This is a genomic window from Streptomyces sp. NBC_01176 (assembly GCF_045039825.1).
Taxonomy (GTDB): Bacteria; Actinomycetota; Actinomycetes; order Streptomycetales; family Streptomycetaceae; genus Streptomyces.
Genome location: NZ_CP108600.1, coordinates 2,326,808 through 2,353,202, shown reverse-complemented (window position 1 = coordinate 2,353,202; position 26,395 = coordinate 2,326,808). Strand labels below are relative to the sequence as shown.

At 71.6% G+C, this 26,395-nt stretch carries 20 protein-coding genes and 1 pseudogene; 15 read left to right on the top strand and 6 right to left on the bottom strand.

Annotated features, from left to right (window positions below; genetic code table 11):
- Positions 1-106 precede the first annotated feature (106 nt).
- On the top strand, positions 107-1,198 hold the full coding sequence (locus OG199_RS09910; RefSeq protein ID WP_405834488.1) for a bile acid:sodium symporter family protein: 1,092 nt from the start codon (positions 107-109) through the stop codon (positions 1,196-1,198).
- A 155-nt stretch (positions 1,199-1,353) separates the two neighbouring features.
- On the opposite strand, the gene OG199_RS09905 is transcribed toward OG199_RS09910, so the two are convergent.
- Entirely contained in the window at positions 1,354-3,243 is a 1,890-nt protein-coding gene (locus OG199_RS09905) for an exo-alpha-sialidase (protein ID WP_405829119.1), read from the bottom strand.
- A 354-nt stretch (positions 3,244-3,597) separates the two neighbouring features.
- Between OG199_RS09905 and OG199_RS09900 the strand changes: the two genes are divergently transcribed.
- Positions 3,598-4,140 carry an isochorismatase family protein gene (locus OG199_RS09900; RefSeq protein WP_356808699.1) on the top strand — a complete coding sequence of 181 codons (543 nt, stop codon included), beginning with the start codon at positions 3,598-3,600 and terminating at the stop codon, positions 4,138-4,140.
- A 139-nt stretch (positions 4,141-4,279) separates the two neighbouring features.
- On the opposite strand, the gene fdhD is transcribed toward OG199_RS09900, so the two are convergent.
- From fdhD to OG199_RS09875, 5 genes are read right to left on the bottom strand one after another with little or no spacing between them, the layout of a single operon-like run.
- Positions 4,280-5,137 carry a formate dehydrogenase accessory sulfurtransferase FdhD gene (gene fdhD / locus OG199_RS09895; RefSeq protein WP_266703488.1) on the bottom strand — a complete coding sequence of 286 codons (858 nt, stop codon included), beginning with the start codon at positions 5,135-5,137 and terminating at the stop codon, positions 4,280-4,282.
- A gap of 7 nt (positions 5,138-5,144) precedes the next feature.
- Positions 5,145-6,005, bottom strand: a complete 861-nt coding sequence (locus OG199_RS09890; protein ID WP_405829117.1) for a 2Fe-2S iron-sulfur cluster-binding protein — start codon at positions 6,003-6,005, stop codon at positions 5,145-5,147.
- Positions 6,002-7,825 carry an NAD(P)H-dependent oxidoreductase subunit E gene (locus OG199_RS09885; protein WP_405829116.1) on the bottom strand — a complete coding sequence of 608 codons (1,824 nt, stop codon included), beginning with the start codon at positions 7,823-7,825 and terminating at the stop codon, positions 6,002-6,004. Before OG199_RS09885 ends, OG199_RS09890 begins: the two co-directional genes overlap by 4 nt.
- Positions 7,806-9,752, bottom strand: coding sequence for a molybdopterin oxidoreductase family protein (locus OG199_RS09880; protein WP_405829114.1), 1,947 nt, complete (start codon positions 9,750-9,752; stop codon positions 7,806-7,808). The genes OG199_RS09885 and OG199_RS09880 overlap by 20 nt, the downstream gene beginning before the upstream one ends.
- Positions 9,749-10,720, bottom strand: a complete 972-nt coding sequence (locus OG199_RS09875) for a 2-dehydropantoate 2-reductase (RefSeq protein ID WP_356808707.1) — start codon at positions 10,718-10,720, stop codon at positions 9,749-9,751. Before OG199_RS09875 ends, OG199_RS09880 begins: the two co-directional genes overlap by 4 nt.
- A 447-nt stretch (positions 10,721-11,167) precedes the next feature.
- On the opposite strand from OG199_RS09875, the gene OG199_RS09870 reads away from it, so the two are divergent.
- From OG199_RS09870 to OG199_RS09810, 13 genes and pseudogenes are all read left to right on the top strand, one after another.
- Positions 11,168-12,067, top strand: coding sequence for an aldo/keto reductase (locus OG199_RS09870; RefSeq protein ID WP_405829112.1), 900 nt, complete (start codon positions 11,168-11,170; stop codon positions 12,065-12,067).
- 323 nt (positions 12,068-12,390) lie between these two features.
- The gene (locus tag OG199_RS09865) at positions 12,391-13,725 is read left to right on the top strand and encodes an OFA family MFS transporter (RefSeq protein WP_401805944.1); all 1,335 of its coding nucleotides are present in this window, start codon (positions 12,391-12,393) and stop codon (positions 13,723-13,725) included.
- A complete protein-coding gene (locus OG199_RS09860) occupies positions 13,691-13,828 on the top strand; it encodes a hypothetical protein (RefSeq protein WP_401805946.1) in 138 nt (45 codons plus the stop codon). The genes OG199_RS09865 and OG199_RS09860 overlap by 35 nt, the downstream gene beginning before the upstream one ends.
- Before the next feature lie 159 nt (positions 13,829-13,987).
- Entirely contained in the window at positions 13,988-14,935 is a 948-nt protein-coding gene (locus tag OG199_RS09855) for a beta-ketoacyl-ACP synthase III (protein ID WP_405829109.1), read from the top strand.
- 244 nt (positions 14,936-15,179) lie between these two features.
- Positions 15,180-15,854 carry a GntR family transcriptional regulator gene (locus OG199_RS09850; RefSeq protein ID WP_356802259.1) on the top strand — a complete coding sequence of 225 codons (675 nt, stop codon included), beginning with the start codon at positions 15,180-15,182 and terminating at the stop codon, positions 15,852-15,854.
- Between the two features lie 244 nt (positions 15,855-16,098).
- Positions 16,099-17,280 (top strand): ROK family transcriptional regulator, encoded by a 1,182-nt coding sequence (locus tag OG199_RS09845; RefSeq protein ID WP_356802257.1) that lies wholly within the window; start codon positions 16,099-16,101, stop codon positions 17,278-17,280.
- A gap of 155 nt (positions 17,281-17,435) precedes the next feature.
- Positions 17,436-18,953, top strand: coding sequence for a sugar ABC transporter ATP-binding protein (locus OG199_RS09840; protein WP_405829106.1), 1,518 nt, complete (start codon positions 17,436-17,438; stop codon positions 18,951-18,953).
- Positions 18,950-19,969 carry an ABC transporter permease gene (locus OG199_RS09835; protein ID WP_356802254.1) on the top strand — a complete coding sequence of 340 codons (1,020 nt, stop codon included), beginning with the start codon at positions 18,950-18,952 and terminating at the stop codon, positions 19,967-19,969. The genes OG199_RS09840 and OG199_RS09835 overlap by 4 nt, the downstream gene beginning before the upstream one ends.
- 20 nt (positions 19,970-19,989) lie before the next feature.
- A complete protein-coding gene (locus OG199_RS09830) occupies positions 19,990-21,039 on the top strand; it encodes a substrate-binding domain-containing protein (RefSeq protein WP_405829104.1) in 1,050 nt (349 codons plus the stop codon).
- Between the two features lie 61 nt (positions 21,040-21,100).
- Positions 21,101-22,513, top strand: a complete 1,413-nt coding sequence (locus OG199_RS09825) for a Gfo/Idh/MocA family protein (protein ID WP_405829103.1) — start codon at positions 21,101-21,103, stop codon at positions 22,511-22,513.
- Positions 22,514-22,515: 2 nt separating this feature from the next.
- A complete protein-coding gene (locus OG199_RS09820; RefSeq protein ID WP_405829101.1) occupies positions 22,516-23,520 on the top strand; it encodes a sugar phosphate isomerase/epimerase family protein in 1,005 nt (334 codons plus the stop codon).
- Positions 23,521-23,667: 147 nt separating this feature from the next.
- On the top strand, positions 23,668-26,157 hold the full coding sequence (locus OG199_RS09815; protein WP_405829099.1) for a PQQ-dependent sugar dehydrogenase: 2,490 nt from the start codon (positions 23,668-23,670) through the stop codon (positions 26,155-26,157).
- Between the two features lie 66 nt (positions 26,158-26,223).
- A pseudogene (locus OG199_RS09810) lies at positions 26,224-26,364 on the top strand (glycosyl hydrolase); the annotation flags it as partial.
- Between the last annotated feature and the right edge of the window lie 31 nt (positions 26,365-26,395).

Below are 26,395 nucleotides of genomic sequence, written 5' to 3'. Positions count from 1 at the left end.
GTCAGAACGGTATGACGGATTCCCGATCACGGAGAGGAGGAGGACGATGGAGAGGGCACGACCCGCCCCCGGCGGACGATCTACGACGAGCGAGCAGTGGAGCACCGTGAAACGCCTGCAGTGGCCGAGTTGGATGCCGATCGACCCCTACATCCTGCTGTTGCTCGGGACGGTGGGTCTCGCGGCCCTCCTCCCGGCGCGGGGCACGGGCGCCGATGTCGCCTCGGGCGCGTCCACCGCGGCGATCGCCTTCCTCTTCTTCCTGTACGGCGCCCGGCTCTCCACCCGGGAGGCGCTGGACGGGCTCAAGCACTGGCGGCTGCACGCCACGGTGCTCGCCTGCACCTTCGTCGTCTTCCCGCTGCTCGGCCTCGCCGCCCGCGGACTCGAACCGGTGTTCCTGACCCATGACCTCTACACCGGTCTGCTCTTCCTGACGCTCGTCCCCTCGACGATCCAGTCGTCGATCGCCTTCACCTCCATCGCCCGCGGCAACGTGCCCGCCGCGATCTGCGCCGGATCCTTCTCCTCGCTCGCGGGCATCGTCGTCACCCCGCTGCTCGCGGCGGTCCTGCTCGGCAACAGCGGCGGTGGGTTCTCCGCGGACTCGCTGGTCAAGATCGTGCTGCAACTGCTGGTGCCGTTCCTCGCCGGGCAACTGCTGCGGCGCTGGATCGGCGGGTTCATCACACGGCACAAGAAGGTCCTCGGGTACGTCGACCGCGGCTCGATCCTGCTGGTCGTCTACACCGCGTTCAGCGAGGGCATGGTGCAGGGCATCTGGCACCAGGTCAGCGCGGTCCGGCTGGCCGGGCTGCTGCTCGTCGAGGCCCTGCTGCTCGCGGTGATGCTGGCGCTGACCTGGTACGGCGGGAAGGCCCTGGGCTTCGGCCGGGGCGACCGGATCGCGATCCAGTTCGCCGGGTCGAAGAAGTCCCTGGCGTCCGGGCTCCCCATGGCCAGCGTGCTGTTCGGCGCGCACGCCTCGCTCGCCGTGCTGCCCCTGATGCTCTTCCACCAGATGCAGCTCATGGTGTGCGCGGTGATCGCGAAGCGCCGTGCCCGCGATCCCGAGGCGATCGAGGCCGCCGGAGAGGCCGGAGACGCCGGGGATGCCCGGACGGGCCGGCCGGTCACGGATCGGAACCCGGGCGCGGGCCCACGAACCGCGGTCGGTACCGCACGACGTTCCGACTGAGATCCCCCCGCGCCGCCGGAGGCGGAGCGTACGGCCGCGCACGCGCCGCCGCCCTCCCCGTCGTCGTGGGGGAGGGCGGCGGGCAGCACGCCAAGCCGGCCCCGGGCCGCCGTCGTCGCCGTCGTACGTGTACGCCGTCGGGCACGGACGGGACGTCAGTGGTTCCCGCCCACATGGTCCAGGGGGAGATACACCACGGTGTCCCGGGTCACCTTCCGGTCCGGTGCGGCGGACAGTTCCGTGTCGCTCAACGCCCGGTCGTAGACCCGGACCTCGTCGATCGCTCCGGTGAAGTAGGCCCGGCTGTCCATCCGCTGCCCCACGTGCACCCCGAACGGCGAGTTGCGGCTGACCGATCCGGGCACGTCCGGCGTGCTCACCGACGTACCGTCGACGAAGAGCGTGAGCAGCCCGGCGCCCTGGTCGCGACGCAGCACCAGATGGTGCCACTGGCCGTCGTTGCGGGCGCCGGGGACGCGTACCGACGCGGTGGCCGGGGCCGTCGCGCCGTCGCGGGTGGTGATCAGCGCGGTGATCCGGTCGGACGCGGGCTCGGCGCGCATCCACACCTGCGGCTGGGTGGTGCCGATCCCGCCCATCCACAGCAGCGGCTGTTCCCCGGTGGTGGCCGTGTAGCGGAACCACAGGGACGCCGTGAAGTCCTTGGTACCGAGCGGGAGGCGGTCCTGGTACGGCAGTCGTACGGCGTCGTCGGCGCCGTCGAACTCCAGGGCGCCGCCCAGGACGCCCGCCGTCTCGTGGGCGCCGCCGAGCACCGCGGCCCGTGCGGTGCGCGGAGCGAGGTCGGCTGTCGTCGGGTCCGGTCCGCGGCGCGGCGTGAGCCAGGCCTCGGTGAAGCGGGCGAAGCGGATCTCGTCGCGCGCGTCGACCGCGCCGCCCTCGTACAGCAGGCCCACGGTGTCGCCGTCGATCCGGGCCAGGTCCGAGTAGCCGGACCAGTCCGTGGTGACGACCGTGCCGCGGTCCACGCTGTCCCAGGTGCGGCCGCCGTCGTAGGAGGAGCGGATCATCATGGTCCTGCGCCGGTCGGGATCGCCGGGGCAGGCCAGCAGGATCCGGTCGTCCATGCGCAGGACGGAGCCCTGGACCTGGGGTGCGTAGAGGTCCGGGAGGGCGCGGAAGGGGGCGGTGAAGCTGTCGCCGCCGTCACGGCTGACGGTCTGGGTCCGGTGGCCGAGATCGGTGCCGTCCTGCTCGCGCCCGCTCACCAGGACGGCGCCGTCGGCGCGTTGGGTGAGTGTCAGCTCGGACGGCTTCTGGCGGAAGGTGCCGTCGTCGGCGATCGGCCACGAGTCCTTCGCACCGATCCCCCAGTGGTCGCCGCCGTCGTCGCTGGTGATGAGGGCGGCGTTGTTGGCGGTGACCCGACTGCCGTTCCAGGTCTCGGTGTTGACGCCGAAGACGAGGCGTCCGGTGTGCCGGCCGCGGGTCAGCTGGATGCCGTGCACGGGGCCGGTGGCGTACCAGGAGTTCCAGTTCGGCGGGAGGATCTCGTCGCTCAGGTCCCGCGGCTGGGACCAGCTGAGACCGTCGTCGTCGCTGTACTGCAGATGCGGGGTGCGGTCACAGGGGACGTCGCAGCTGCGGCCGTCCGTCCGGCCCGTGTTGTACGTCTCCGCCAGCACCACGCGGCCGGTCTCGCGGTCCACGACGGGCGCGGGGTTGCCGTGCGTGTCGCCCGCGCCCTCGTTCACGACCTGGAGGGGGCCCCAGCTGCGGCCGCCGTCCGTCGACCGCTTGACGACGATGTCGATGTCGCCCGCGTCGCCGCAGTCGTGGACGCGTCCCTCGGCGAACGCCAGCAGGGTGCCCCGCGGGGTCCGTACGACGGCGGGGATGCGAAAACAGGCGTAACCGGGGTCCTGGGCGGCCTTGAAGAGCACCTGTTGCTCGAACTCGGCCGGAGCGGCGGCCTGTTGAGCTCCGGCCGGGCTGGGCTGCGCGATCAGCGCGGCCGCGGTGAGGGCGGCCGTGAGAACGGCTGCGGCGGCGGATCTCAGACGTGCGCGGAGGCTTGACGGCATGGTGCGACCTGCCCTTCATGCGTCTGGGCGACCTGGGTGTGATGAAGGTCGGACATCCCACATCCGACGTCCGATGTGTGGGCCACAGACGCTACTTGGGCCTTCAAGCACCCCACAAGGAGCATGCACCGGTCGTGTTCACGCCAGATTTGCGGCGCGCGCCGCACGGTTCGCCGACCGCGTCCGACCGCGCGGGTCCGGGACGCCCCGCCGACCGGCCCCGGGAGACGGACCGGCGGTGCGAGGCGAACGGCGCCCTGTCAGCCCCGCTCCTGACGGCCGAACGGGATCAGTTCACGGGTTTGTTGATCCGGATTTCCGGTACGGACGGCTGAGGACGGCTAACGTTCCGTCATGACCGCACCCGAAACCGCACCCCGCCTCGCCCTCGATCCCGCGCGCACCGCTCTGGTGCTCGTGGATCTGATGGACCGTATCGTCGGGCTGCCCGTGGAACCCCGAGACGGCACCGCAGTCCTCTCCGCCGCCGAGGAGTTGGCGACCGCCTTCCGCAAGGCGGGCGCGCTCGTCGTCCTGGTCCGGGTCGAACGGCCCGGGGCGGCCGAGCAGCCGCCCGGCAGCGGCCTGGTCGCCGGACTCTCCGCGCCGGGCGATCTGGAGATCGTCAAGCGGTCCATCGGCGGATTCCAGGGGACCGGCCTCGACGCGCGGCTGCGGGAACGCGGCATCTCCACGCTCGTGTTCGGCGGGATCGCCACCAACCTGGGGGTCGAGTCCACCGCCCGCGCCGCCGGCGACCTCGGCTACGACCTGGTCTTCGCCGAGGACGCGATGGCCGCCCTCACCGCGGCCGAGCACGACGCATCCGTCCGCCTCGACTTCCCCCGGCTGGGCACGGTCGTGACCGCCGGGCAGGTGCGCTTCAGCGCCGGGTGAGCGAGCCGGGGGCCGGGGTCCCGTCACGCGGCCCGGCGCGTCCCGGCGGACCGGGCCGGGCACGACACAGCGGGACCCCTTCGGCGCAGGGGGCGCTCCCCGCCGGTCGGGGCCCCGCCGCCGTGTCGCGGGGAGCCGGTCAGCCCTGGGCGGCCGCGGCCCGCAGGGCGATGCGGTGCTCGCCCGCGTACACGTTCATGGAGGCGCCGCGCAGGAAGCCGACCAGGGTCAGGCCCGACTCCGCGGCGAGGTCCACGGCCAGGGACGAGGGGGCCGACACCGCGGCGAGCACCGGGATGCCCGCCATGACAGCCTTCTGCGCCAGCTCGAAGGAGGCCCGGCCCGACACGAGCAGGACGGTGCGGGAGAGCGGGAGCCTGCCGTCCTGCAGGGCGCGCCCGACCAGCTTGTCGACCGCGTTGTGCCGGCCCACGTCCTCGCGTACGTCGAGGAGCTCGCCGTCCTCGGTGAACAGCGCCGCGGCGTGCAGACCCCCGGTCCGGTCGAAGACCCGCTGCGCCGCACGCAGCCGGTCGGGGAGGACGGCGAGGAGTGCGGGCTCCAGCCGGACCGGGGGAGCGTCGTCACCGTCGTCGATGGTCCAGCGCGCCGTCGTGCGGACCGCGTCCAGGCTCGCCTTGCCGCACAGACCGCAGGACGACGTCGTGTAGACGTTGCGTTCGAGGGTGATGTCGGGCATGACGACGCCGGGCGCCGTCCGTACGTCCACGACGTTGTACGTGTTCGAACCGTCCACCGTCGCACCCGCGCAGTAGACGATGCTCTGCAGCTCGTCCGCCCTGCCGAGGACCCCCTCGCTGACCAGGAAGCCCGCCGCGAGCGCGAAGTCGTCGCCCGGGGTGCGCATGGTGATGGCGAGCGCCTTGCCGTTGAGGCGGATCTCGAGCGGTTCCTCGGCGACCAGCGTGTCGGGGCGGGTGCTCTCGGCCCCGTCCCGGATGCGGATCACCTTGCGTCGTTCCGTGACTCGTCCCATGTCCTGATCAGTCCCGGTTCTGTACGTGCTGGTAGCCGAATCGGCCCTTGATGCAGAGATTGCCGTGGGTCACCGGGTTGTCGTGCGGAGAGGTGACCTTGACGATCTCATTGTCCTGCACGTGCAGCGTGAGGTTGCAGCCCACACCGCAGTAGGCGCACACCGTGGTCGTCGCGGTCTGCGCCGACTCGTCCCACGTACCCGCCTCCCGCATGTCGAACTCCGACCTGAAGGAGAGCGCGCCGGTCGGGCACACCTCGATGCAGTTCCCGCAGTACACGCACGCCGAGTCGGTCAGCGGGGCGTCGTGCTCCACGGCGATCCGGGCGTCGAAGCCGCGCCCGGAGACCGAGATCGCGAAGGTGTTCTGCCACTGGTCGCCACAGGCGTCCACGCACTTGTAGCAGAGGATGCACTTGCCGTAGTCGCGCACGTACAGGGTGTTGTCGATCCGAGGCTCCTCGTCGACGCGCGCGGCATCGGGACCGAACCGGTCCGGCTCGGCCCCGTACTCCTCGATCCACTCGGCGACCCGCGCGGTGGTCGAGAGATCCACCGAGGAGGCGAGCAGTTCGAGGACGACACGGCGGCTGTGGCGGACGCGCTCCGTGTCCGTCCGCACCCGCATGCCCTCCTCCGCCTTCCGCGAGCAGGCCGGAGCGAGGGTGCGGGCGCCCTCGACCTCGACGACACAGACCCGGCAGGCGTTCTTCGGGGTCAGCGTGTCGCCCTGGCACAGGGTGGGGACGTCCTTGCCCGCGGCACGGCAGGCGTCGAGGACCGTCGATCCCTCCGGCGCGCGCACCGGTTCACCGTCGAGGGTGAATTCGAGCAGCCGGCGGGGAGTCCCGAGCGGTATCGCGGTCATTCGTACGCCCCCAGTCGGTCGATCGCGGATTCCACGGCGTTCCACGCGGTCTGCCCCAGACCGCAGATCGAGGCGTCCCGCATCGCGCGGCCGACCTCCCTGAGCAGGGCGACGTCGTCCGCCGCGGCCGCGCCGGCGCGCTCGGCGATCCGGTGCAGCGCCTCCTCCTGGCGCACGGTCCCGACCCGGCAGGGCACACACTGCCCGCACGACTCGTCACGGAAGAACGCGGCGATCCGCAGCAGCAGACGGGGCAGGGGGACGGTGTCGTCGAAGGCCATGACCACGCCCGAGCCGAGGGTCGTGCCCGCTTCCCGGGTGCCCTCGAAGGTGAGCGGGACGTGCAGTTCGTCGGGGCGTACGAAGCCGCCCGCCGCGCCGCCGAGCAGTACCGCCCGCAGACCCTCCCGTACACCCGCCAGTTCCAGCAACTCGCCCAGCGTGGCCCCGAAGGGCAGCTCGTAGACGCCGGGCCGTTCCACACTCCCCGACACGCAGTACAGCTTCGGACCGGTGGAGCCCGGGGTGCCGATCGCCGCGTACGCCTCGGCTCCCCCGGTCAGGATCGGCAGGACGTTCACGAGCGTCTCGACGTTGTTCTCGGCGGTGGGCCTGCCGAACAGACCCTTCTCCACCGGGAAGGGCGGCTTGGAACGCGGCTCGCCCCGGTACCCCTCGATCGAGTTGAACAGGGCGGTCTCCTCGCCGCAGATGTACGCGCCCGCGCCGCGCCGGATCTCGATGTCGAAGGCGTATCCCTGCCCGAGGACGTCGTCGCCGAGCAGACCCCGGGCACGTGCCTGGCCGATGGCGTGCTCCATGCGGCGCAGGGCGCGCGGATACTCGCCCCGCAGATACAGATAGCCCTTGTGCGCGCCGATCGCGTACGCCGCCACGGTCATCGCCTCGACGAGCGCGTACGGGTCGCCCTCCATGACCACCCGGTCCTTGAAGGTGCCCGGCTCGGACTCGTCGGCGTTGCACACCAGGTAGTGCGGAGTGTCGGGCTCGGAGGCCGTGGCCCGCCATTTGCGGCCGGTGGGGAAGGCGGCCCCGCCCCGCCCGACCAGGCCCGCGTCGGTGACCTCGCGGATGACCCCGGCGGGCCCGAGCGCGAAGGCCCGCCGCAGCGCGGTGTACCCGCCGTGCGCCCGGTAGTCGTCCAGGTCGGCGGGGTCGACCACGCCGACGCGGCCCAGCAGCATCAAGGAGGGATCGCCGGCCTGGGGGAGGGCCCGCGCCGCGGGCGGCTCCTCGGCCGCCGAGCCGGGCGCGCTCGCCGTCAGTACCGCCCGCTCGACGGTGGCGGGCGCCGCCACGGCCGTACGCACCGGATCGCCCGCCCTGACCGCGAGCGCGGCCGGAGCCCGTTCGCACAGGCCGAGGCAGGGTCCGCGCTCCACGGTCACCCCGCTGCCGGGGCCGAGCCGGGACTCGACCCCCTCGCACAGCTCCGGGGCCCCGGCCGCCATGCACGCCAGGTCCGTGCAGACGTGCAGCACGGTCGCCGGACGCGGCTTCACGGAGAACATCGCGTAGAACGTCGCGACGCCGTACGCCTCCGCGGGCGGTACGGTCAGCCGGCGGCACAGATAGCCGAGCGCACCCTCACTGATCCAGCCGACCCGGTCGTTGACGGCGTGCAGCCCCGGCAGCAGCAGGTCCCGGCGCGCGCGGGCCTCGCGGCCACCGCGCGCCCACCTGAGGTCGGCGTCGGACCGGTCGGCGCCCTCCCACGAGGACTCCGGAGGGCCGAGCAGCGTGTCGACGGCCGCCCGTTCCTCGTCCGTCGGCTTGCTGTCACCGAAGTGCAGATCCATGTCCCGCCTCAGCTCCTCGAGTCGCGGCCGGCAGCTTGTCGATCCGGATCGCCGACGCCTTGAACTCCGCCGTCCCCGCGATCGGGCAGTTCGCCTCGATCGTCAGCCGGTTGGTGTCCACGTCGTCGGGAAAGTGCATCGTCATGAACGCCAGTCCCGGGCGCAGCGCGGTGTCGATCCACACGGGCGCCAGGACAAAGCCCCGGCGCGAGGAGATCCGGACCTCCTCGCCCACCACGACCCCGTAGCGCTCCGCGTCCTCGGGGCACAGCTCGACGTACTCGCCGCGCCGCAACGGTGAGGCGAAACCGCCGCTCTGCACACCGGTGTTGTAGGAGTCGAGCCGCCGCCCGGTGGTGAGCCGGATCGGATACGTCTCGTCCGTGAGGTCCACCGGCGGGTCGTGCCGGACGAGACCGAAGGGTGCGCGCCGGCCGCGCTCGGCGGGGTCGTCGGCCCACAACCGGCCGTGCAGATAGGTGGGTTCGATCCGCTCCGGGTCCGGGCAGGGCCATTGGATGCCCTGCTGCTCCTCCAGACGCGCGTACGTCATCCCGTGGTGGTCCGGGGAGAGCGAGCGCAGTTCGTTCCAGACGGCCTCGGAGTCGGCGTACTTCCACTCGTGTCCGAGGCGCGCGGCCAGGTCGCGGAGGATGTCGATGTCCTCCCGGGCCTCACCGGGCGGGGTCACCGCAGCGCGCACCCGCTGGACGCGCCGTTCGCTGTTGGTGGTGGTGCCCTCCGTCTCCGCCCACCCGGCGGTCGCGGGCAGCACCACGTCGGCGAGTTCGGCCGTCCTGGTGAGGAAGATGTCCTGGACGACGAGGAAGTCGAGGGCGCCGAGCCGCCGGACGGCCTGCTCGCTGTCGGCCTCCGACTGCGCCGGGTTCTCCCCGATGCAGTAGACCGCCTTGAGGGTGCCGTCCTCCATCGCCTCGAACATCTCCGTCAGGTTCAGTCCGTAGTGCGGCTCGATGACGGTGTCCCAGGCGGACTCGAACTTCAGCCGCGCGTCCGGGTCGAGGATGTCCTGGAAGCCGGGGAGCCTGTTCGGGATGGCGCCCATGTCGCCGCCGCCCTGCACGTTGTTCTGGCCGCGCAGCGGCTGCAGCCCGGAGCCGTGACGGCCCACGTGGCCGGTCAGCAGGGACAGGTTGATCAGCGCGCGGACGTTGTCGGTGCCGTTGTGGTGCTCGGTGATGCCGAGCGTCCAGCACAGCTGGGCGCGTTCGGCACGGGCGTACGCGTGCGCCAACTCCCTTATGGCGGAGGCCGGTACGCCCGTCACCTTCTCCGCGAGGGACAGCGTCCAGGGTTCGACGAGTCGCTCGTACTCCTCGAACCCGCTGGTCGCCCTTCGGATGAAGGCGTGGTTGGCGAGACCCGCCCGGATGATCTCGCGGCCGATCGCGTGCGCCATCGGGATGTCGGTGCCGACGTTCAGACCGAGCCAGCCCTCGGCCCACTCGGCCGTCGACGTGCGGCGGGGGTCGACCGCGTACATCCGGGCGCCGTTCCTGATGCCCTTCAGTACGTGCTGGAAGAAGATGGGGTGTGCGAAGCGGGCGTTGGAGCCCCACATCACCACGAGGTCGGTCTCCTCGACCTCCGCGTACGAGGAGGTCCCGCCGCCGGAGCCGAAGGCCGCCGAGAGACCGGCGACGCTCGGGGCGTGACAGGTGCGGTTGCAGGAGTCGACGTTGTTGGTGCCCATCACCACCCGAGCGAACTTCTGGGCCACGAAGTTCATCTCGTTGGTCGCACGGGCACAGGAGAACAGGCCGAACGCCCCGCGCGCGGCACGCAGCCCCGCGGCGGCGCGGCTCAGGGCCTCGTCCCAGGTGGCCCGCCGGAAGGGTTCGTCGCGGCTGTCCCGCACCAGCGGATGCGTGAGCCGGGTGTAGATCCTCGGGTCGCGTTTCCTCATGCGGCGGTCCTCGATGCGAGCAGATCCGAAAGGGCGTGCACGGTACGGAGGGTGGGGACCGGGACCCCGGTGATCTCCGCCAGTTCCACGACGGCCGCGAGCAGCACGTCGAGTTCGAGCGGCTTTCCGCGTTCCAGGTCCTGCAGGGTCGAGGTGCGGTGGTCGCCGACGCGTTCGGCGCCGGCCAGCCGGCGTTCGATGGAGACGCCGACCTCGCAGCCGAGGGCCTCGGCGACGGCGAGCGTCTCGGCCATCATGATCTCGATGACCTGGCGGGTACCGCCGTGCAGACACATCTGCCGCATGGTGGCGCGGGACAGCGCGCTGATGGGGTTGAAGGAGATGTTGCCCAGCAGCTTCAGCCAGATGTCGTTGCGCAGGTCGGGCTCGACGGGGCACTTGAGGCCGCCCGCCCGCATGGCCTCGCTGAACGTCCGGCAGCGGGTGGAGAGCGAGCGGTCGGGCTCGCCGATGGAGAACCGGGTGCCTTCCAGGTGGCGGACGACTCCCGGTCCTTCCAGTTCCGTCGCCGCGTACACCACGCATCCGACGGCCCGTTCGGGCGCGAGCACCGCACTGACCGCGCCGTCGGGGTCCACGCTCTCCACACGGTGGCCGTCGTGCGGGCCGCCGTGCCGGTGGAAGTACCACCAGGGGATGCCGTTCTGGGCGGCGATCACCGCCGTGTCCCGGTGCAGCAAGGGCTCGATCAGCGGCCCGCACGCCGCGTACGAGTTGGCCTTCAGGCCGAGGAAGACGTAGTCGACGGGCCCGACCTCGGCCGGGTCGTCGGTGGCATGGGTGCGCGCGGTGAAGTCGCCGCGCGGGCTGCGTACATGGACTCCGTGCCGCCTCATGGCCGCCAGATGCGGTCCACGGGCGATGAGATGCACATCGGCGCCTGCGCGGTGCAGCGCGGCCCCGACATAGGCGCCGATCGCACCGGCGCCGAGAACGGCGACTTTCACTGTGGCTCGCTCCGTTCGGTCGAGGGTACCGAGGAACTGCCGAACTCTGTCGACGAAATATTGTCTACAGTATGGAAGTTGGAGCGGCAAGGCTTCGCGCAGCACCCGGGGCGGTCGCGGTCTCGGGGAGAGCGGGCCCCGCTCCGACGACCCGCTGGTCGACGCCCTCGACGCCCCGCTAGAATGACGGACAGCAAGTGAGCCTTCTCGGCGCGGACACCATCCGCCGGAAGGCTTTTTTCATGCCCGGAGCCGGCCTGCCCCCGGAGCCGGCCTGCCCCCGGACCGGGCCTGTCCCCGGAGCCGGCCTGCCCCGCGGTCCGGCCCGCCTCGGTGCGGGCGCAACCGCCTCGCAGGCGGACGTCCGCCCCGCCGGGCGGCACAACCGGCCCGCGCCACCCGCGCCGGTTGTGCCTTCCCGCCCCCGCAAGAGGAGAGACCCCTGTCATGAGCGCACGAACGAAGCCCGCAACAGCCTCCGGAACATGGCGACTCGGTGACCTGACCGTCAACCGGGTCGGGTTCGGCGCGATGCGCCTGACCGGTACCGCGCCCTTCGACGGCGGCGTGCCGCGCGACCGCGAACGGTCGATCGGCGTGCTCCGGCGGGCGGTCGAGCTCGGCGTGAACCACATCGACACCGCCGCGTTCTACTTCTCGGCGACGCGCTCCGCCAACGAGCTGATCAACCGGGCGCTGGCGCCGTACCCGGAGGACCTGGTCATCACCACCAAGGTCTGGCCGGGCCGCGATCCCTCGGGCGCCTGGTGGTGGGCCACCCCGGCGCAGCTGCGCGGCCAGGTCGAGGAGAACCTGCGCCAACTCGGCCGCGATCACCTGGACGTGGTGAACCTGCGCGTACCACCGAGCCGGCGGACCGGCTCGATCGGCGAGCACTTCGGCGCGCTGGCCGAGCTGCGCGAGGCCGGGCTGGTCCGCCACCTCGGTGTCTCGCACGTCACCGCCGGGCAACTGGCCGAGGCCCGTGCCATCGCTCCGGTCGTGTGCGTGCAGAACCCCTACGGGATCGGTGCGTCGGGCGAGGACGGGTCCCTCCTGCGGCTCTGCGGTGAACTCGGCCTCGCCTTCGTCCCGTTCTTCGCGATCGCCGGTTCCGGACGCGAGGCGGGTCCGGCCGCCCGCGACAGCGAGACGGTGGACGCCGTCGCCCGCGCCCACGGCGTGTCCGTCGCGCAGGTCCGACTGGCCTGGACCCTCCAGCAGGGGCCGCACGTGCTGGCGATCCCGGGCACCGGCGATCCGGACCACCTCGCGCAGAACACGGCGGCGGCCGCCCTGCGACTCTCGGAGGACGAGTCGGCCCGCCTCGGCGCGCTGGGACGGTGACGCGCCGCGGCCCTGCCGGATCCGGCCGGCCCCTCCAGGTGGGGCCGCCTCTCCTGCCGCGCTGTCGACCGGCGCGCCGAGCCCGCCGCTGCCGCCGGAGCGACCGCTCTTTGTCGACACCGCCCGGGAGACGAGCGTGCGACCGCGGCTCGGTACGGCGGCCGCGGGACCCGCACCCGGGGCGCCCCGATGGTCCGGTTCCGGCCGCTGCGCGCTCCCGGCCGACCGTTCGTCGCACCATGGATACCGTTCACCGCATACGGTCGACGAGTTGGTGCCGTACGGCTTCCCAACCGGACAACCGCTTCCTATCGTCCGGGATCATGAGTCCCCCTGTCGCGCCACCCGGCTGGAGCCGCTGGCTCGTCCCGCCCGCCGCCCTGTCGGTCCACCTCTCCATCGGCCAGGCGTACGCCTGGAGCGTCTTCAAGCCACCGCTCGAATCCGCGCTCGGCCTCAGCGGCACCCAGAGCGCGCTGCCCTTCCAGCTCGCCATCGTCATGCTCGGGCTGTCCGCCGCGTTCGGCGGCACCCTGGTGGAGCGCAACGGGCCGCGCTGGGCGATGACGGTCGCCCTGGTCTGCTTCTCCACCGGTTTCCTGATCGCCTCGCTCGGCGCCGCCACCGAGCAGTACTGGCTGATCGTGTTCGGCTACGGCTTCGTCGGGGGGATCGGCCTGGGCATCGGCTACATCTCGCCCGTCTCGACCCTGATCAAGTGGTTCCCGGAACGGCCGGGCATGGCCACCGGCATCGCGATCATGGGCTTCGGCGGCGGCGCGCTCATCGCCTCGCCGTGGTCCGCGCAGATGCTGAAGTCCTTCGGCTCCGACTCCTCCGGCATCGCCCTCGCCTTCCTCGTGCACGGGCTGTCGTACGCCGTCTTCATGACGCTCGGCGTGCTGCTGGTGCGGGTGCCGCGCAGCGAGAAGCCCGTCGAGGCCCGCCCCGGGCCCCTCGACGGGGTGCAGGTCTCGGCGAAGAACGCCGTGCGCACTCCGCAGTTCTGGTGCCTGTGGCTCGTGCTCTGCATGAACGTGACCGCGGGCATCGGCATCCTGGAGAAGGCCGCCCCGATGATCACCGACTTCTTCGCGGACACCTCCACCCCGGTGTCGGTGTCGGCCGCCGCGGGCTTCGTCGCGCTGCTCTCGGCGGCGAACATGGCGGGCCGGATCGGCTGGTCCTCCACGTCCGACCTGATCGGGCGCAAGAACATCTACCGCGTCTACCTCGGCGTCGGCGCGCTGATGTACCTGCTGATCTCGCAGTTCGGGGACTCCTCCAAGCCCCTGTTCATCATCTGCGCGCTGGTGATCCTCTCCTTCTACGGGGGTGGCTTCGCGACCGTCCCCGCGTACCTCAAGGACCTCTTCGGCACCTACCAGGTCGGCGCGATCCACGGCCGGCTGCTCACCGCCTGGTCCCTGGCCGGTGTCCTCGGCCCGCTGATCGTCAACTGGATCGCGGACCGGCAGAAGGACGCCGGCAAACACGGCGCCGCGCTCTACGACACCTCCTTCCTGATCATGATCGGGCTGCTGGTCGTCGGCTTCGTCGCCAACGAGCTGATCCGCCCGGTCCACGTCCGCCATCACATCCCCGCACCGAGGGAGGCCGCCGATGACGACTCCGTCCAGTCCCAGCAGTCCGCGTGACCGACGGCCCCTGATCGCCTTCTCCTGGCTCTGGGTGGGGGCACCGCTCTGTTACGGCCTGTACGAGCTCGTTCTCAAGGTCAAACAGCTGTTCACGGGGTGAGACCCGGCCGTCTGTGCGGGCCGTGCTCGCGCGTCCGAGGGTCTGACAGAAGCCGACAAGCCTGACGTCGCTTTCCTGTGGCATCACCTGACGTCGTACCCATGGGTCACTGATCAGACTGGAGGATCTCGCTACCCAAGGCAACGAGGGAGACCCCCCATGAACGGCTCACGCATCGCGGCCGTCGGCCACTACCAGCCCGCCAAGGTCCTCACCAACGAGGACCTGGCGGGCCTGGTCGACACCAGTGACGAGTGGATCAAGAGCCGGGTGGGCATCCGTACGCGCCACATCGCCGGACCCGACGAACCCGTCGACGAGCTGGCCGGGCACGCCGCGGCCAAGGCGCTCGCGGCCGCCGGACTTGCGCCCGGCGACATCGACCTCGTCCTGGTCGCCACCTCGACGGCCGTGGACCGTTCCCCCAACATGGCCGCCCGGGTCGCGCACCGCCTGGGCATCCCGTCGCCCGCGGCGATGGACGTCAACGTGGTCTGCGCCGGCTTCACCCACGCGCTCGCCACGGCCGACCACGCCGTGCGCGCGGGGGCCGCGACCCGGGTCCTGGTCATCGGCGCGGACAAGATGTCGGACGTGACGGACTGGACCGACCGCACGACGTGCGTCCTGGTCGGGGACGGTGCGGGGGCCGCCGTGGTCGAGGCCGCCGCGCCGGGCGACGAGCCGGGGATCGGACCGGTGCTGTGGGGCTCGGTGCCCGAGATGGGGCACGCCGTACGCATCGAGGGCACCCCTGCGCGGTTCGCGCAGGAGGGCCAGACCGTCTACCGCTGGGCGACGACCCGGCTCCCGGCGATCGCCCGGCAGGCCTGCGAGCGGGCCGGACTCACCCCCGAGGAACTCGCCGGAGTCGTCCTGCACCAGGCGAACCTGCGCATCATCGAACCCCTCGCGCAGAAGATCGGCGCCGTGAACGCGGTGGTCGCGCGCGATGTCGTGGACTCCGGGAACACCTCCGCCGCCAGCATCCCGCTCGCCCTCTCGAAGCTCGTCGAACGCGGTGAGATCGGCACGGGTGATCCCGTGCTCCTCTTCGGCTTCGGCGGCAACCTGTCCTACGCGGGCCAGGTCGTCCGCTGCCCCTGAACCCCGTGACCTGCGGTGGAGGGCCGATGTGACGCGCTCGACCGCCCCACCCCCTGGCTGTGTGCGCCGTAGACTGTAGACGAAAGACAATTGATACTGGCTTTCCGAAGAATCTGGCTCACCGGTGACCGCGGCGTCCGGCGACGAAGACGTTCCGGCGACGGAAACGCTTCGGCGGCGGAGACGTTCCCGAGAAGGAGACGTTCCGGCCGCCGTGCCACCGCTGCCCAGGAGGGGGACCGCGATGTTGTCGACAGGACTGCCGCAGGGGGCGGTGCCCCGGCTCGAGCGGCCCGGCCCGCTGCGCGACCGCGTCTACGAGGCGCTGCTCGAACTCATCACGACACGCGCCCTCCAGCCGGGCCAGCACCTGGTCGAGAGCGAACTCGCCGGGCACCTCGGCGTCTCCCGGCAACCCGTACGCGAGGCGCTGCAGCGGCTGAACACGGAGGGGTGGGTCGATCTGCGGCCCGCCCAGGGCGCGTTCGTGCACGAGCCGACGGAGGAGGAGGCCGACCAACTCCTCACGGTCCGTACGCTCCTGGAGGCCGAGGCCGCCCGCCTCGCCGCCGCCAACACGGGCTCCGCCGGCATCGCCGCCCTGGAGGAGCTGTGCGCCGAGGGCGAGCGCGCGGTCGCCGCCGACGACGTGGACGGCGCGGTCGCGATCAACGCCCGTTTCCACGCGAAGGTCATGGAGCTGGCCGGCAACACGGTCCTGGCCGAACTGGCCGCGCAGGTCGACCGCCGGGTGCGCTGGTACTACACACCGGTCGCCCGGCAGCGCGGCGGACAGTCCTGGATCGAGCACCGCGACCTCATCGCGGCCATCGCCGACCGCGACGAACCCCGCGCCACCCAGGTCATGCGCGACCACACCGAGCACACGCGCAAGACGTACCACGAGCGCGAGAAGTAGCCGGCCCGCCGACGCCGGCCCGCCGACGCCGGTCCGCGACGCCGACGCCCACCGGGAGCACGTCCCGAGTTCCGCACGCCCCGCTCTTTGTCCTCTCAGTGGAGAAAGTTGACGGCAATCTCTGCGCGACTTCTTCCCACTCCCGGCAGCCACTGCTACGTTCCCCTCGAAAGCAAGCCACGGCGATGTGGCCAAATCCCGTTGGACACAGGCCGATCGAGGCGGGGAGGGGCACGTGAGACGTATGACGGCTCGACCCGCGAACGCGCACCAGGCGCGGCTGCTGCGCCTGTTGCGAGACGGCGGTCCCAACTCCCGTGCCCAGCTCGGTGATCAGGTCGACCTCTCCCGGTCGAAGCTGGCCGTCGAGGTGGAACGGCTCCTGGAGACCGGGCTCGTCGTCGCCGACGGACTCGCCGCGTCCCGCGGCGGCCGCCGCTCCCACAACATCCGGCTCGCCCCGGCGCTGCGCTTCCTCGGCGTCGACATCGGGGCGACCTCGATCGACGTGGCGGTCACCAACGCCGAGCTGGAGGTGCTCGGACACCTCAACCAGCCCATGGACGTCCGTGAGGGCCCGGTCGCGGTGTTCGAGCAGGTGCTCGCCATGGCGGCCAAACTGAGGTCCTCCGGGCTCGCGGAGGGATTCGACGGCGCCGGGATCGGTGTCCCGGGTCCCGTCCGCTTCCCCGAGGGTGTCCCGGTCGCACCGCCGATCATGCCGGGCTGGGACGGCTTCCCGGTCCGCGAGGCACTCAGCCAGGACCTCGGCTGCCCCGTCATGGTCGACAACGACGTGAACCTGATGGCGATGGGGGAGCAGCACGCGGGCGTCGCACGCTCCGTGGGCGACTTCCTCTGCGTCAAGATCGGTACGGGAATCGGCTGCGGCATCGTCGTCGGCGGAGAGGTCTACCGCGGGACGACGGGCAGTGCGGGCGACATCGGGCACATCCAGGCGGTGCCCGACGGCCGCCCGTGCGCCTGCGGGAACCGCGGCTGCCTGGAGGCCCACTTCAGCGGTGCCGCACTGGCCCGGGACGCCACGGACGCAGCCCAGCAGGGACTCTCGGCGGAACTCGCCGCCCGGCTGGACGCGGCGGGCACTCTCAGCGCCGTCGATGTCGCCGCCGCGGCCGCGGCCGGCGACGCCACCGCCCTCGACCTGATCCGTGAGGGCGGTAACCGCACCGGCCAGGTCATCGCCGCTCTCGTCAGCTTCTTCAATCCGGGCCTGGTGGTGATCGGCGGCGGGGTGACGGGCCTCGGCCACACCCTGCTCGCCGCGATCCGCACCCAGGTCTACCGTCAGTCGCTGCCCCTCGCGACGGGCAACCTGCCCATCGTCCTCGGGGAGTTGGGCCCCGCCGCCGGAGTCATCGGCGCGGCACGGCTCATCAGCGACCACCTCTTCTCGCCCGCGTAACCGCACCCGCCGCCTTACCCGTACCCGTATCCGTATCCGCGCCACGCGTTCCGCCGTTGCTCTGCTCTGCTCTGCTCCGGTCCGCCCCGCCCTGCTCTCCGCGCTGCTCCGCCCTGCCCTGAAACCGGCCCGCACGCCCGCCAAGGGGAACCGTCATGGCACCAGAACCACCGCTGCTCACCATGTCCGGCATCACCAAGTCGTTCCCCGGCGTCCGCGCCCTCGACGGCGTCGACCTGGACGTACAGGCCGGCGAGGTCCACTGTCTGCTCGGCCAGAACGGGGCCGGTAAGTCCACCCTCATCAAGGTCCTGGCCGGCGCGCACCAGCCCGACGACGGCACGATCGGCTGGCGCGGCGCACCCGTCACGCTCCGCTCCCCGATCGCGGCCATGCGCCTCGGCATCGCCACCATCTACCAGGAACTCGACCTGGTGGAGGGCCTGTCGGTGGCCGAGAACGTCCACCTCGGACACGAACCCACCTCGGCCGGCTTCGTCGTACGGGGAAGGACGGCGCGCGCGTCGACGGCGGCGCTCCTCGGACGGCTCGGACACCCCGAGATCGATCCTGCCCGGCTCGTCGGTGAACTCTCCGCCGCCCAGCGGCAGATCGTCTCCATGGCACGGGCGCTGTCCCACGAGGTGCGCCTCATCGTCATGGACGAGCCGTCCGCGGCCCTCGATCCCGACGAGGTCGACAACCTCTTCCGCATCGTCGCCGGTCTCACCGCGGACGGCGTCGCCGTCGTCTACATCTCGCACCGGCTGGAGGAGATCCGCCGCATCGGCGACCGCGTGACCGTGCTCAAGGACGGGCGGGCGGTCGCGGGCGGACTCCCCGCGAAGTCCACCCCGACCCGCGAGATCGTCGCGCTGATGACGGGCCGCAACGTGGAGTACGTCTTCCCGGACCGGCCCACGCGGGAATCCACGGCCGAGCCCGTGCTGCGGGTCCGTGGCCTGGCCCGGGCGGGGGAGTTCGCGCCGCTGGACCTCGATCTGCGCCCCGGCGAGATCGTGGGCCTGGCCGGGCTCGTCGGCTCCGGACGCTCCGAGATCCTGGAGACGATCTACGGCGCGCGCAGACCGACCGCCGGCCAGGTGCAGGTGGACGGACGCCCGTTGCGGCCCGGCAGCGTCCGCGCCGCCGTCCGCGCCGGACTCGGGCTCGCCCCCGAGGAGCGCAAGGCACAGGCCCTGCTGATGCTGGAGTCCGTCACCCGCAACGTCTCCGTGTCCTCCATGTCCCGCTTCTCCCGCGGGGGCTGGATCGACCGGGGCGCGGAACGGGGAGCGGCGCGGGCGGCGACCCGAGAACTGTCGCTGCGCCCGGACAACCCGTCGGTCCCGGTCCGCACGCTGTCCGGCGGCAACCAGCAGAAGGCGGTCCTGGCGCGCTGGCTGCTGCGCGGCTGCCGGGTGCTGCTGCTCGACGAGCCGACCCGCGGTGTCGACGTCGGCGCCCGAGCCGAGCTGTACGCGGTCATCCGCCGCCTCGCCGAGGAGGGCCTGGCCGTCCTGCTGGTGTCGAGCGAAGTGCCCGAGGTGCTGGGGCTCGCCGACCGTGTGCTGGTGCTGCGCGAGGGCCGGGTGGTGCACACCGCCCCCGCCCGGGAGCTCGACGAACACCGTGTACTCGACCTCGTCATGGAAGGAAGTCCGGCATCATGACGCAGCCCGTGTCCCCGCCCCGGGACAGCACCGGCAAGGTGCCACCGATGGGTGAACTGCCCGCCTGGCGCACGCTCGGCGCCCGCGCCGACGTGCGCACCCTCTCGCTCCTCGGCGTGCTCGTCGCCCTGATCGTCATCGGCGGGATCACCAAGCCCGACGAGTTCCTCGACACCCGTAACCTGCAACTCGTCCTCACCCAGGCCTCGGTGATCGGCGTGGTCACCGTCGGCATGACCTTCGTGATCACCTCGGGCGGCATCGACCTGTCGGTCGGCGCGATCGTCGCGCTCTCCTCGGTGTGGGCGACCACGGTGGCCACCCAGGAGTACGGCTTCGCGGGCATCCTCTTCACCGCGGTGCTGGTCGGCGTGGGCTGCGGTCTGGTCAACGGTCTGCTCATCGCGTACGGCGGCATGGTGCCGTTCATCGCGACGCTCGCCATGCTCGCCTCGGCCCGTGGCCTCGCGCTCCAGATCACCGACGGCAGGACCCAGGTCGTCAGTGTGGACGGGATCCTGAACCTCGGCGAACGCGACTCGTACGTGCTGGGTGTTCCCCCGCTGGTACTGGTCTTCGCCGTCGTCACGGTCATCGGCTGGCTGATCCTCAACCGCACCACCTTCGGGCGCCGCACGGTCGCGGTCGGCGGCAACGCCGAGGCGGCCCGGCTCGCCGGCATCGACGTACGACGCCAGCGGCTGTATCTCTACCTGCTCTCCGGACTGTGCTGCGGCATAGCCGCCTTCCTGCTGGTCATCCTCTCCGGCTCGGGCCAGAACACCAACGGCAACCTGTACGAACTCGACGCCATCGCGGCCGCGATCATCGGCGGCACGCTGCTCAGCGGGGGCCGCGGCACCATCACCGGCTCCGTGCTCGGCGTACTGATCTTCACCACGATCACCAACATCTTCGCGCTGAACAACCTGCAGAGCGACGTCCAGCAGATCGCCAAGGGCGCGATCATCGTCGCCGCGGTCCTGGTCCAGCGGCGCACCGCAAGCACGATCTGACACGGGAAGGGTTCACCGCCATGCCAGCACCCACGCACGTCACCAGCCGCCGAGGACTGCTCCTCGGGACCGCCGCCGTCTCGGCCGGCGCCCTCCTGACCGGCTGCACCTCCAACGACACCAAGGACGAGAAGCCGGCCTCCAACGACCGGCCGGCCGCCGACGACAAGCCCGGCAAGCACGTCACCATCGGCTTCGCCGGCCCGCAGGCCGACCACGGCTGGCTCAACGCGATCAACGACAACGCGAAGAGCCGCGCGAAGAAGTACTCGGACGTGACGCTGGAGATCACCGAGGGCTCCAACGACACCGCCGCACAGATCGGCCAGATCGAGACACTGATCAACAAGAAGGTCGACGTCCTGGTGGTGCTGCCCGCCGACGGCAAGGCGCTCACCCAGGTCGGACTGAAGGCCATGCGCGCCGGAATCCCCGTCGTCAACCTCGACCGGATCTTCAACTCCCCCCAGGCGTACCGCTGCTGGATCGGCGGCGACAACTACGGCATGGGCCTGAGCGCCGGTCACTACATCGGCGAACAGCTCAAGGACAAGCAGGGCGCCCGGGTCATCGAACTGGCCGGGCTCGACAACCTGGAGCTGACCAAGCAGCGCACCCAGGGCTTCGACGCGGCCCTGAAGAACTACCCGAACATCAAGAAGGTGGCCCGGCAGGCCGCCGAGTTCACCGTCGAGTCCGGTCAGGCCAAGATGTCCCAACTCCTTCAGGCCCAGCCGAAGTTCGATGCCCTGTGGAACCACGACGACGACCAGGGAGTGGGCGCGCTGCGCGCCATCGAGCAGGCCGGCCGTGACGACTTCCTGATGGTGGGCGGCGCGGGCGCGCTCTCCGCCTTCCAGGCCATCGAGTCCGGCAACGGCGTCCTGAAGGCCACCGTCCTGTATCCGCCGACCATGGCGGCGTCCGCGATCGACCTGGCCCGCGCGCTCGGTCAGGGCAAGGGAGTGGGCGGCCTCGCCGAGTTCGAGATCCCGGCCTCGATCACGCTCTACTCCGCCGTCGTCGACAAGGACAACGTCGGCCAGTACATGTCCACCGGCTTCAAGTGATCCGCCACGCCCACAGCCCCACAGGGTCACGACGACTCACGACGACGAGGAGGACATCCGTATGGGAGAGCCGCACCAGGGCGAGCCGGCCGGGGCGGAGGCGGCCCGAGTGGATCAGGCCGGGGCGGCGGCACCCGGGGGGGACGCCGCCGTGCGAGAGGCGGCGGCCGTGAGGGAGACGGCACCGGGGCAGACCCCGGTGCGGGGGACGCCGGCAGGGAGCACCCCGGTACGGGGGTCCGGGGTGCGGGAGGCGGACAAGCCGGTGCTCGGCGTGGGCATGGTCGGGTACGCGTTCATGGGCGCCGCCCACTCCCAGGGCTGGCGCACCGTGGGCCGCGTCTTCGACCTGCCGAGCCGCCCGGTCCTCGCCGCGGTCTGCGGCCGTGCCGCGGAAGCCGTCCGCGCCATGGCCGACCGGCACGGCTGGGCGGCGGCCGAGACCGACTGGCGTGCGCTGATCGCCCGTGACGACGTCGACCTCGTCGACATCTGCACCCCCGGCGACAGCCACGCCGAGATCGCGCTCGCCGCCCTGGCCGCGGGCAAGCACGTGCTGTGCGAGAAGCCGCTCGCCAACACGGTCGAGGAGGCGGAGGCGATGACGGCGGCCGCCGAAGCCGCCGCCGCCCGCGGCCAGGTGGCCATGGTGGGCTTCAACTACCGTCGGCTGCCCGCCACCTCGCTGGCCCGGACCATGGTCGCGGAAGGGCGCCTGGGCACCTTGCGGCACGTACGGGTGACATACCTTCAGGACTGGCTCGTGGACCGGGAGTTCCCGCTCACCTGGCGGCTGCGCAGGGAACGCGCGGGGTCGGGCGCGCTCGGCGACCTCGGGGCGCACATCGTCGACCTCGCCCAGTACCTGGCGGGCGAGCCGGTCGTCGGGGTCTCCGCGCTCACCGAGACCTTCGTACAGCAGCGACCCCTTCCCGCCGCCGCGTCGAGCGGTCTGTCCGCGGTGCCGGACGCGGCCGGCCTCGGCACCGTCACCGTCGACGACGCCGCCCTCTTCACCGGCCGCTTCGCCTCCGGCGCCCTCGCCTCCTTCGAGGCGTCCCGGTTCGCCACCGGACGCAAGAACGCCCTGCGCATCGAACTCAACGGCGAGCGAGGCTCGTTGGCCTTCGACCTGGAACGGCTCAACGAACTCTCCTACCACGACCACACCGAGCCCGGCACGCACGCGGGTTTCCGCCGCATCCTCGTCACCGAGCCCGACCATCCCTACCTGGACGCCTGGTGGCCGCCGGGTCACGGCCTCGGCTACGAACACTCCTTCACCCACCAGGCCCACGACCTGGTGCAGGCCATAGCGGCGGGCCGGCGGTCCGTGCCGTCCTTCGCCGACGGCCTGCAGGTACAGCGCGTGCTCGCGGCGGTCGAGGAGAGCGCCGAGAAGAACTCCGTCTACACCCCGGTGGCCGTCACACCCGTGACAGTCGCGTCCCCAGCGGTTCGAGGAGACCTCTAGCCATGCCGCGCACCTTCACGCTCTTCACCGGCCAGTGGGCCGACCTGCCGCTCGAGGAGGTCTGCCGGCTCGCCCGCGACTTCGGCTACGACGGACTCGAACTCGCCTGCTGGGGTGACCACTTCGAGGTCGACAAGGCGCTCACCGACCCCGCCTACATCGAGTCCCGGCACGCACTCCTCGACAAGTACGGCCTCAAGTGCTGGGCGATCTCCAACCACCTGGTCGGCCAGGCCGTCTGCGACGCCATCATCGACGAACGCCACCGGGCCATCCTGCCCACCCGCATCTGGGGCGACGGCGAACCCGAGGGCGTACGGCAGCGGGCCGCCGCCGAGATCGCCGACACCGCGCGCGCCGCCGCGGCCTTCGGCGTCGACACCGTCATCGGCTTCACCGGCTCTTCCATCTGGCACCTGGTCGCCATGTTCCCGCCCGCGCCCGAGTCGATGATCGCCCGCGGCTACGAGGACTTCGCGACGCGCTGGAACCCGATCCTGGACGTCTTCGACGCACAGGGCGTGCGGTTCGCGCACGAGGTCCACCCCAGCGAGATCGCCTACGACTACTGGACCACCCACGAGGCCCTGAAGGCGGTCGACCACCGGCCGGCGTTCGGGCTGAACTTCGACCCCTCGCACTTCGTGTGGCAGGACCTCGACCCGGTCGGCTTCCTCTACGACTTCCGCGACCGCATCTACCACGTCGACTGCAAGGAGGCCCGCAAGCGGCTCGACGGACGCAACGGCCGCCTCGGATCGCACCTGCCCTGGGGCGACCCGCGCCGCGGCTGGGACTTCGTCTCCGCGGGCCACGGCGACGTGCCCTGGGAGGACGTCTTCCGCATGCTGCGCTCCATCGACTACACGGGTCCCGTCTCGGTCGAGTGGGAGGACGCCGGAATGGACCGGCTCCAGGGCGCACCCGAGGCCCTGACCCGCCTCAAGGCGTACGACTTCGAGCCGCCGTCGGCGTCCTTCGACGCGGCGTTCGGCGGCAACGACTAGAGCCGTGTGCGGCGTTCGCCCCGACGGGCGAACCCCCGCCCGCCGCGGCAGGAGGCCGCGGCGCACGGTTCACATGCTTCCGGGGTGACGGCGCACCCCGGCGTACCGCACCCGCCCGTACGACCAGCCCCTTCATGGAGGCATTTCGTGCACCCGAACGACCGGAACAAGAGCCGCACAAGCCACTTAGGACGTCCGAGACTCCGTGGGGCACTGGCCCTGCTGAGCGGCGCGCTGCTGGCCGCCGCGTCCCTCACCCTCACGGCCCCCGCGGCCGGCGCAGCCGTCGCCGGCCCGGACAAGGCGGCCGCCGAGGACTTCCAGCAGGTCACCCTCGCCAAGGGCGAACCGGAGGTCGGCGAGCCCATGTCGCTCGCCGTGCTCCCCGACCGCTCGGTCCTGCACACCTCGCGCGACGGAGAGCTCCGCCTCACCGACGCCGCGGGCAACACCAGGCTCGCGGGCAGACTCGACGTCTACACCCACGACGAGGAAGGCCTCCAGGGCGTCGGCGTCGACCCCGGCTTCTCGACCAACCGGTTCGTCTACCTCTACTACGCACCGCCGTTGAACACCCCGGCGGGCGACGCTCCCGAGACCGGGACCGCCGCCGACTTCGCCCCCTTCGACGGGGTCAACCGGCTCTCCCGCTTCGTCCTGAAGACCGACGGCACGCTCGACAACGCCAGCGAGAAGCAGATCCTCGACGTCAAGACGTCCCGGGGCATCTGCTGCCACGTCGGCGGCGACATCGACTTCGACGCGGCGGGGAACCTCTACCTCTCCACCGGCGACGACTCCAACCCCTTCCAGTCGGACGGCTTCACGCCCATCGACGAGCGCTCCGACCGCAACCCGGCGTTCGACGCGCAGCGTTCGGCCGGCAACACCAACGACCTGCGCGGCAAGATCCTGCGCATCAAGGTGAACGGCGACGGCTCCTACTCCATCCCCGACGGAAACCTCTTCGCACCCGGTACGGACAAGGCGCGCCCCGAGATCTACGCGATGGGCTTCCGCAACCCGTTCCGCTTCAGCGTCGACAAGCGGACCGGCATCGTCTACGTCGGTGACTACGGACCGGACGCGGGCGCGGCCGACCCGGCGCGCGGCCCCGGCGGCCAGGTCGAGTTCGCCCGTGTCACCGCCGCCGGCAACTTCGGCTGGCCGTACTGCACCGGCAAGAACGACGCCTACGTGGACTACGACTTCGCGACCGGGACCTCCGGCGCGGCCTTCGACTGCGCCGCCCCGAAGAACACCTCCCCCCACAACACGGGCCTCACCGACCTGCCCCCGGCCCAGCCCGCCTGGATCCCCTACGACGGCGCGTCCGTCCCCGAGTTCGGCGACGGCTCCGAGTCCCCGATGGGCGGCCCGGTCTACCACTACGACGCCACGCTCGACTCACCGGTCAAGTTCCCGCAGGCCTACGACGGGAACTTCTTCGCCGGGGAGTTCGGCCGCCGCTGGATCAAGCGGATCGACGCCGACACCGACGGCACCGTGCGGTCCGTCGACCCCGTTCCGTGGACGGGCACCCAGGTGATGGACATGGCCTTCGGTCCGGACGGCGCGCTCTACGTCCTCGACTACGGCACCGCCTGGTTCGGCGGCGACGAGAACTCCGGCCTCTACCGCATCGAGAACGCCACCGACGGCCACTCGCCCGTCGCCCAGGCCGCGGCGGACCGCACCTCGGGACAGGCGCCGCTCAAGGTCGGCTTCTCCTCGGCCGGTTCGACCGACGCGGACGACGACGCCCTCACCTACAGCTGGGACTTCGGCGACGGTGGCACTTCGACGGCCGCCGACCCGTCGCACAAGTACAAGAGGAACGGCACCTACACGGCGACGGTGACCGCCAAGGACAGCACGGGGCGCACGGGCGGCGCGAGCGTGCAGATCGTGGTCGGCAACACCGCGCCCAAGGTGACCGTCGAACTGCCCGGAGACGGGCAGCTGTTCAGCTTCGGCGATCCCGTGCCGTTCAAGGTGAGGGTCACCGACCCGGAGGACGGCCGCGCGATCGACTGCGCCAAGGTGAAGGTCACCTTCGTCCTCGGCCACGACAGCCACGGCCACCCCCTCACCTCGGCGAACGGCTGCTCCGGCACCCTGCAGACCAGTGCCGACGGCGGCCATGACGAGGACGCCAACATCTTCGGGGTCCTCGACGCCGAGTACACCGACGGGGGAGGCGGCGGGCAGGCCGCGCTGACCACCCACGACCGCAATGTGCTCCAGCCCAGGCACCGGCAGGCCGAGCACCACGGCGACGCCTCCGGCATCACCGTCCAGTCGAAGGCCACCGCCCACGGCGGGAAGACCGTCGGCGACATCGACAACGGCGACTGGATCTCCTTCACGCCCTACGTCCTGGGCGACGCCAAGAAGATCACGGCGCGTGTCTCGTCGGCCGGCGCGGGCGGCACCCTCGAGGTCCGCGCGGGTTCCCCGAGCGGCCGCGTGCTGGGCAGGGCGACGGTGCCGGTCACCGGTGGCTGGGACACCTTCCAGGACGTCAGCGCGGACATCTCACACGCTCCGCGCGGCACCACCACGCTCTACCTCGTCTTCAAGGGAGGCGCCGGCGCGCTCTACGACGTGGACGACTTCACCTTCACCACGGGTTGACAGGAGGAGCGACGGTCATGCCCACATCGGCACGGATGGTGACCACGGTTGCCACTGCCGCCCCGCACCGATCCGGCACGGAGCCCGCGCGACGGGCACACCGGCGTCCGGAACCACGGAGCCGACGACCAGGTGTCGCCCCGTGACGTCCGGATCAGGGAACTGCCCGTGAGGCCCGTGGCACACACGGTGTCTCCGGGCGACTGAGCGGCGGTGGGCGGGGGACGCCGGACCCCCG

What these genes read in the sequence shown, in the direction of transcription:
- OG199_RS09905 (WP_405829119.1), bottom strand. Translation starts at nt 3,243, where the DNA reads ATGCCGTCAAGCCTCCGCGCACGTCTGAGATCCGCCGCCGCAGCCGTT.
- OG199_RS09900 (WP_356808699.1), top strand. Translation starts at nt 3,598, where the DNA reads ATGACCGCACCCGAAACCGCACCCCGCCTCGCCCTCGATCCCGCGCGC.
- fdhD (WP_266703488.1), bottom strand. Translation starts at nt 5,137, where the DNA reads ATGGGACGAGTCACGGAACGACGCAAGGTGATCCGCATCCGGGACGGG.
- OG199_RS09890 (WP_405829117.1), bottom strand. Translation starts at nt 6,005, where the DNA reads ATGACCGCGATACCGCTCGGGACTCCCCGCCGGCTGCTCGAATTCACC.
- OG199_RS09885 (WP_405829116.1), bottom strand. Translation starts at nt 7,825, where the DNA reads ATGGATCTGCACTTCGGTGACAGCAAGCCGACGGACGAGGAACGGGCG.
- OG199_RS09880 (WP_405829114.1), bottom strand. Translation starts at nt 9,752, where the DNA reads ATGAGGAAACGCGACCCGAGGATCTACACCCGGCTCACGCATCCGCTG.
- OG199_RS09870 (WP_405829112.1), top strand. Translation starts at nt 11,168, where the DNA reads ATGAGCGCACGAACGAAGCCCGCAACAGCCTCCGGAACATGGCGACTC.
- OG199_RS09865 (WP_401805944.1), top strand. Translation starts at nt 12,391, where the DNA reads ATGAGTCCCCCTGTCGCGCCACCCGGCTGGAGCCGCTGGCTCGTCCCG.
- OG199_RS09860 (WP_401805946.1), top strand. Translation starts at nt 13,691, where the DNA reads ATGACGACTCCGTCCAGTCCCAGCAGTCCGCGTGACCGACGGCCCCTG.
- OG199_RS09855 (WP_405829109.1), top strand. Translation starts at nt 13,988, where the DNA reads ATGAACGGCTCACGCATCGCGGCCGTCGGCCACTACCAGCCCGCCAAG.
- OG199_RS09850 (WP_356802259.1), top strand. Translation starts at nt 15,180, where the DNA reads ATGTTGTCGACAGGACTGCCGCAGGGGGCGGTGCCCCGGCTCGAGCGG.
- OG199_RS09845 (WP_356802257.1), top strand. Translation starts at nt 16,099, where the DNA reads ATGACGGCTCGACCCGCGAACGCGCACCAGGCGCGGCTGCTGCGCCTG.
- OG199_RS09840 (WP_405829106.1), top strand. Translation starts at nt 17,436, where the DNA reads ATGGCACCAGAACCACCGCTGCTCACCATGTCCGGCATCACCAAGTCG.
- OG199_RS09835 (WP_356802254.1), top strand. Translation starts at nt 18,950, where the DNA reads ATGACGCAGCCCGTGTCCCCGCCCCGGGACAGCACCGGCAAGGTGCCA.
- OG199_RS09830 (WP_405829104.1), top strand. Translation starts at nt 19,990, where the DNA reads ATGCCAGCACCCACGCACGTCACCAGCCGCCGAGGACTGCTCCTCGGG.
- OG199_RS09825 (WP_405829103.1), top strand. Translation starts at nt 21,101, where the DNA reads ATGGGAGAGCCGCACCAGGGCGAGCCGGCCGGGGCGGAGGCGGCCCGA.
- OG199_RS09820 (WP_405829101.1), top strand. Translation starts at nt 22,516, where the DNA reads ATGCCGCGCACCTTCACGCTCTTCACCGGCCAGTGGGCCGACCTGCCG.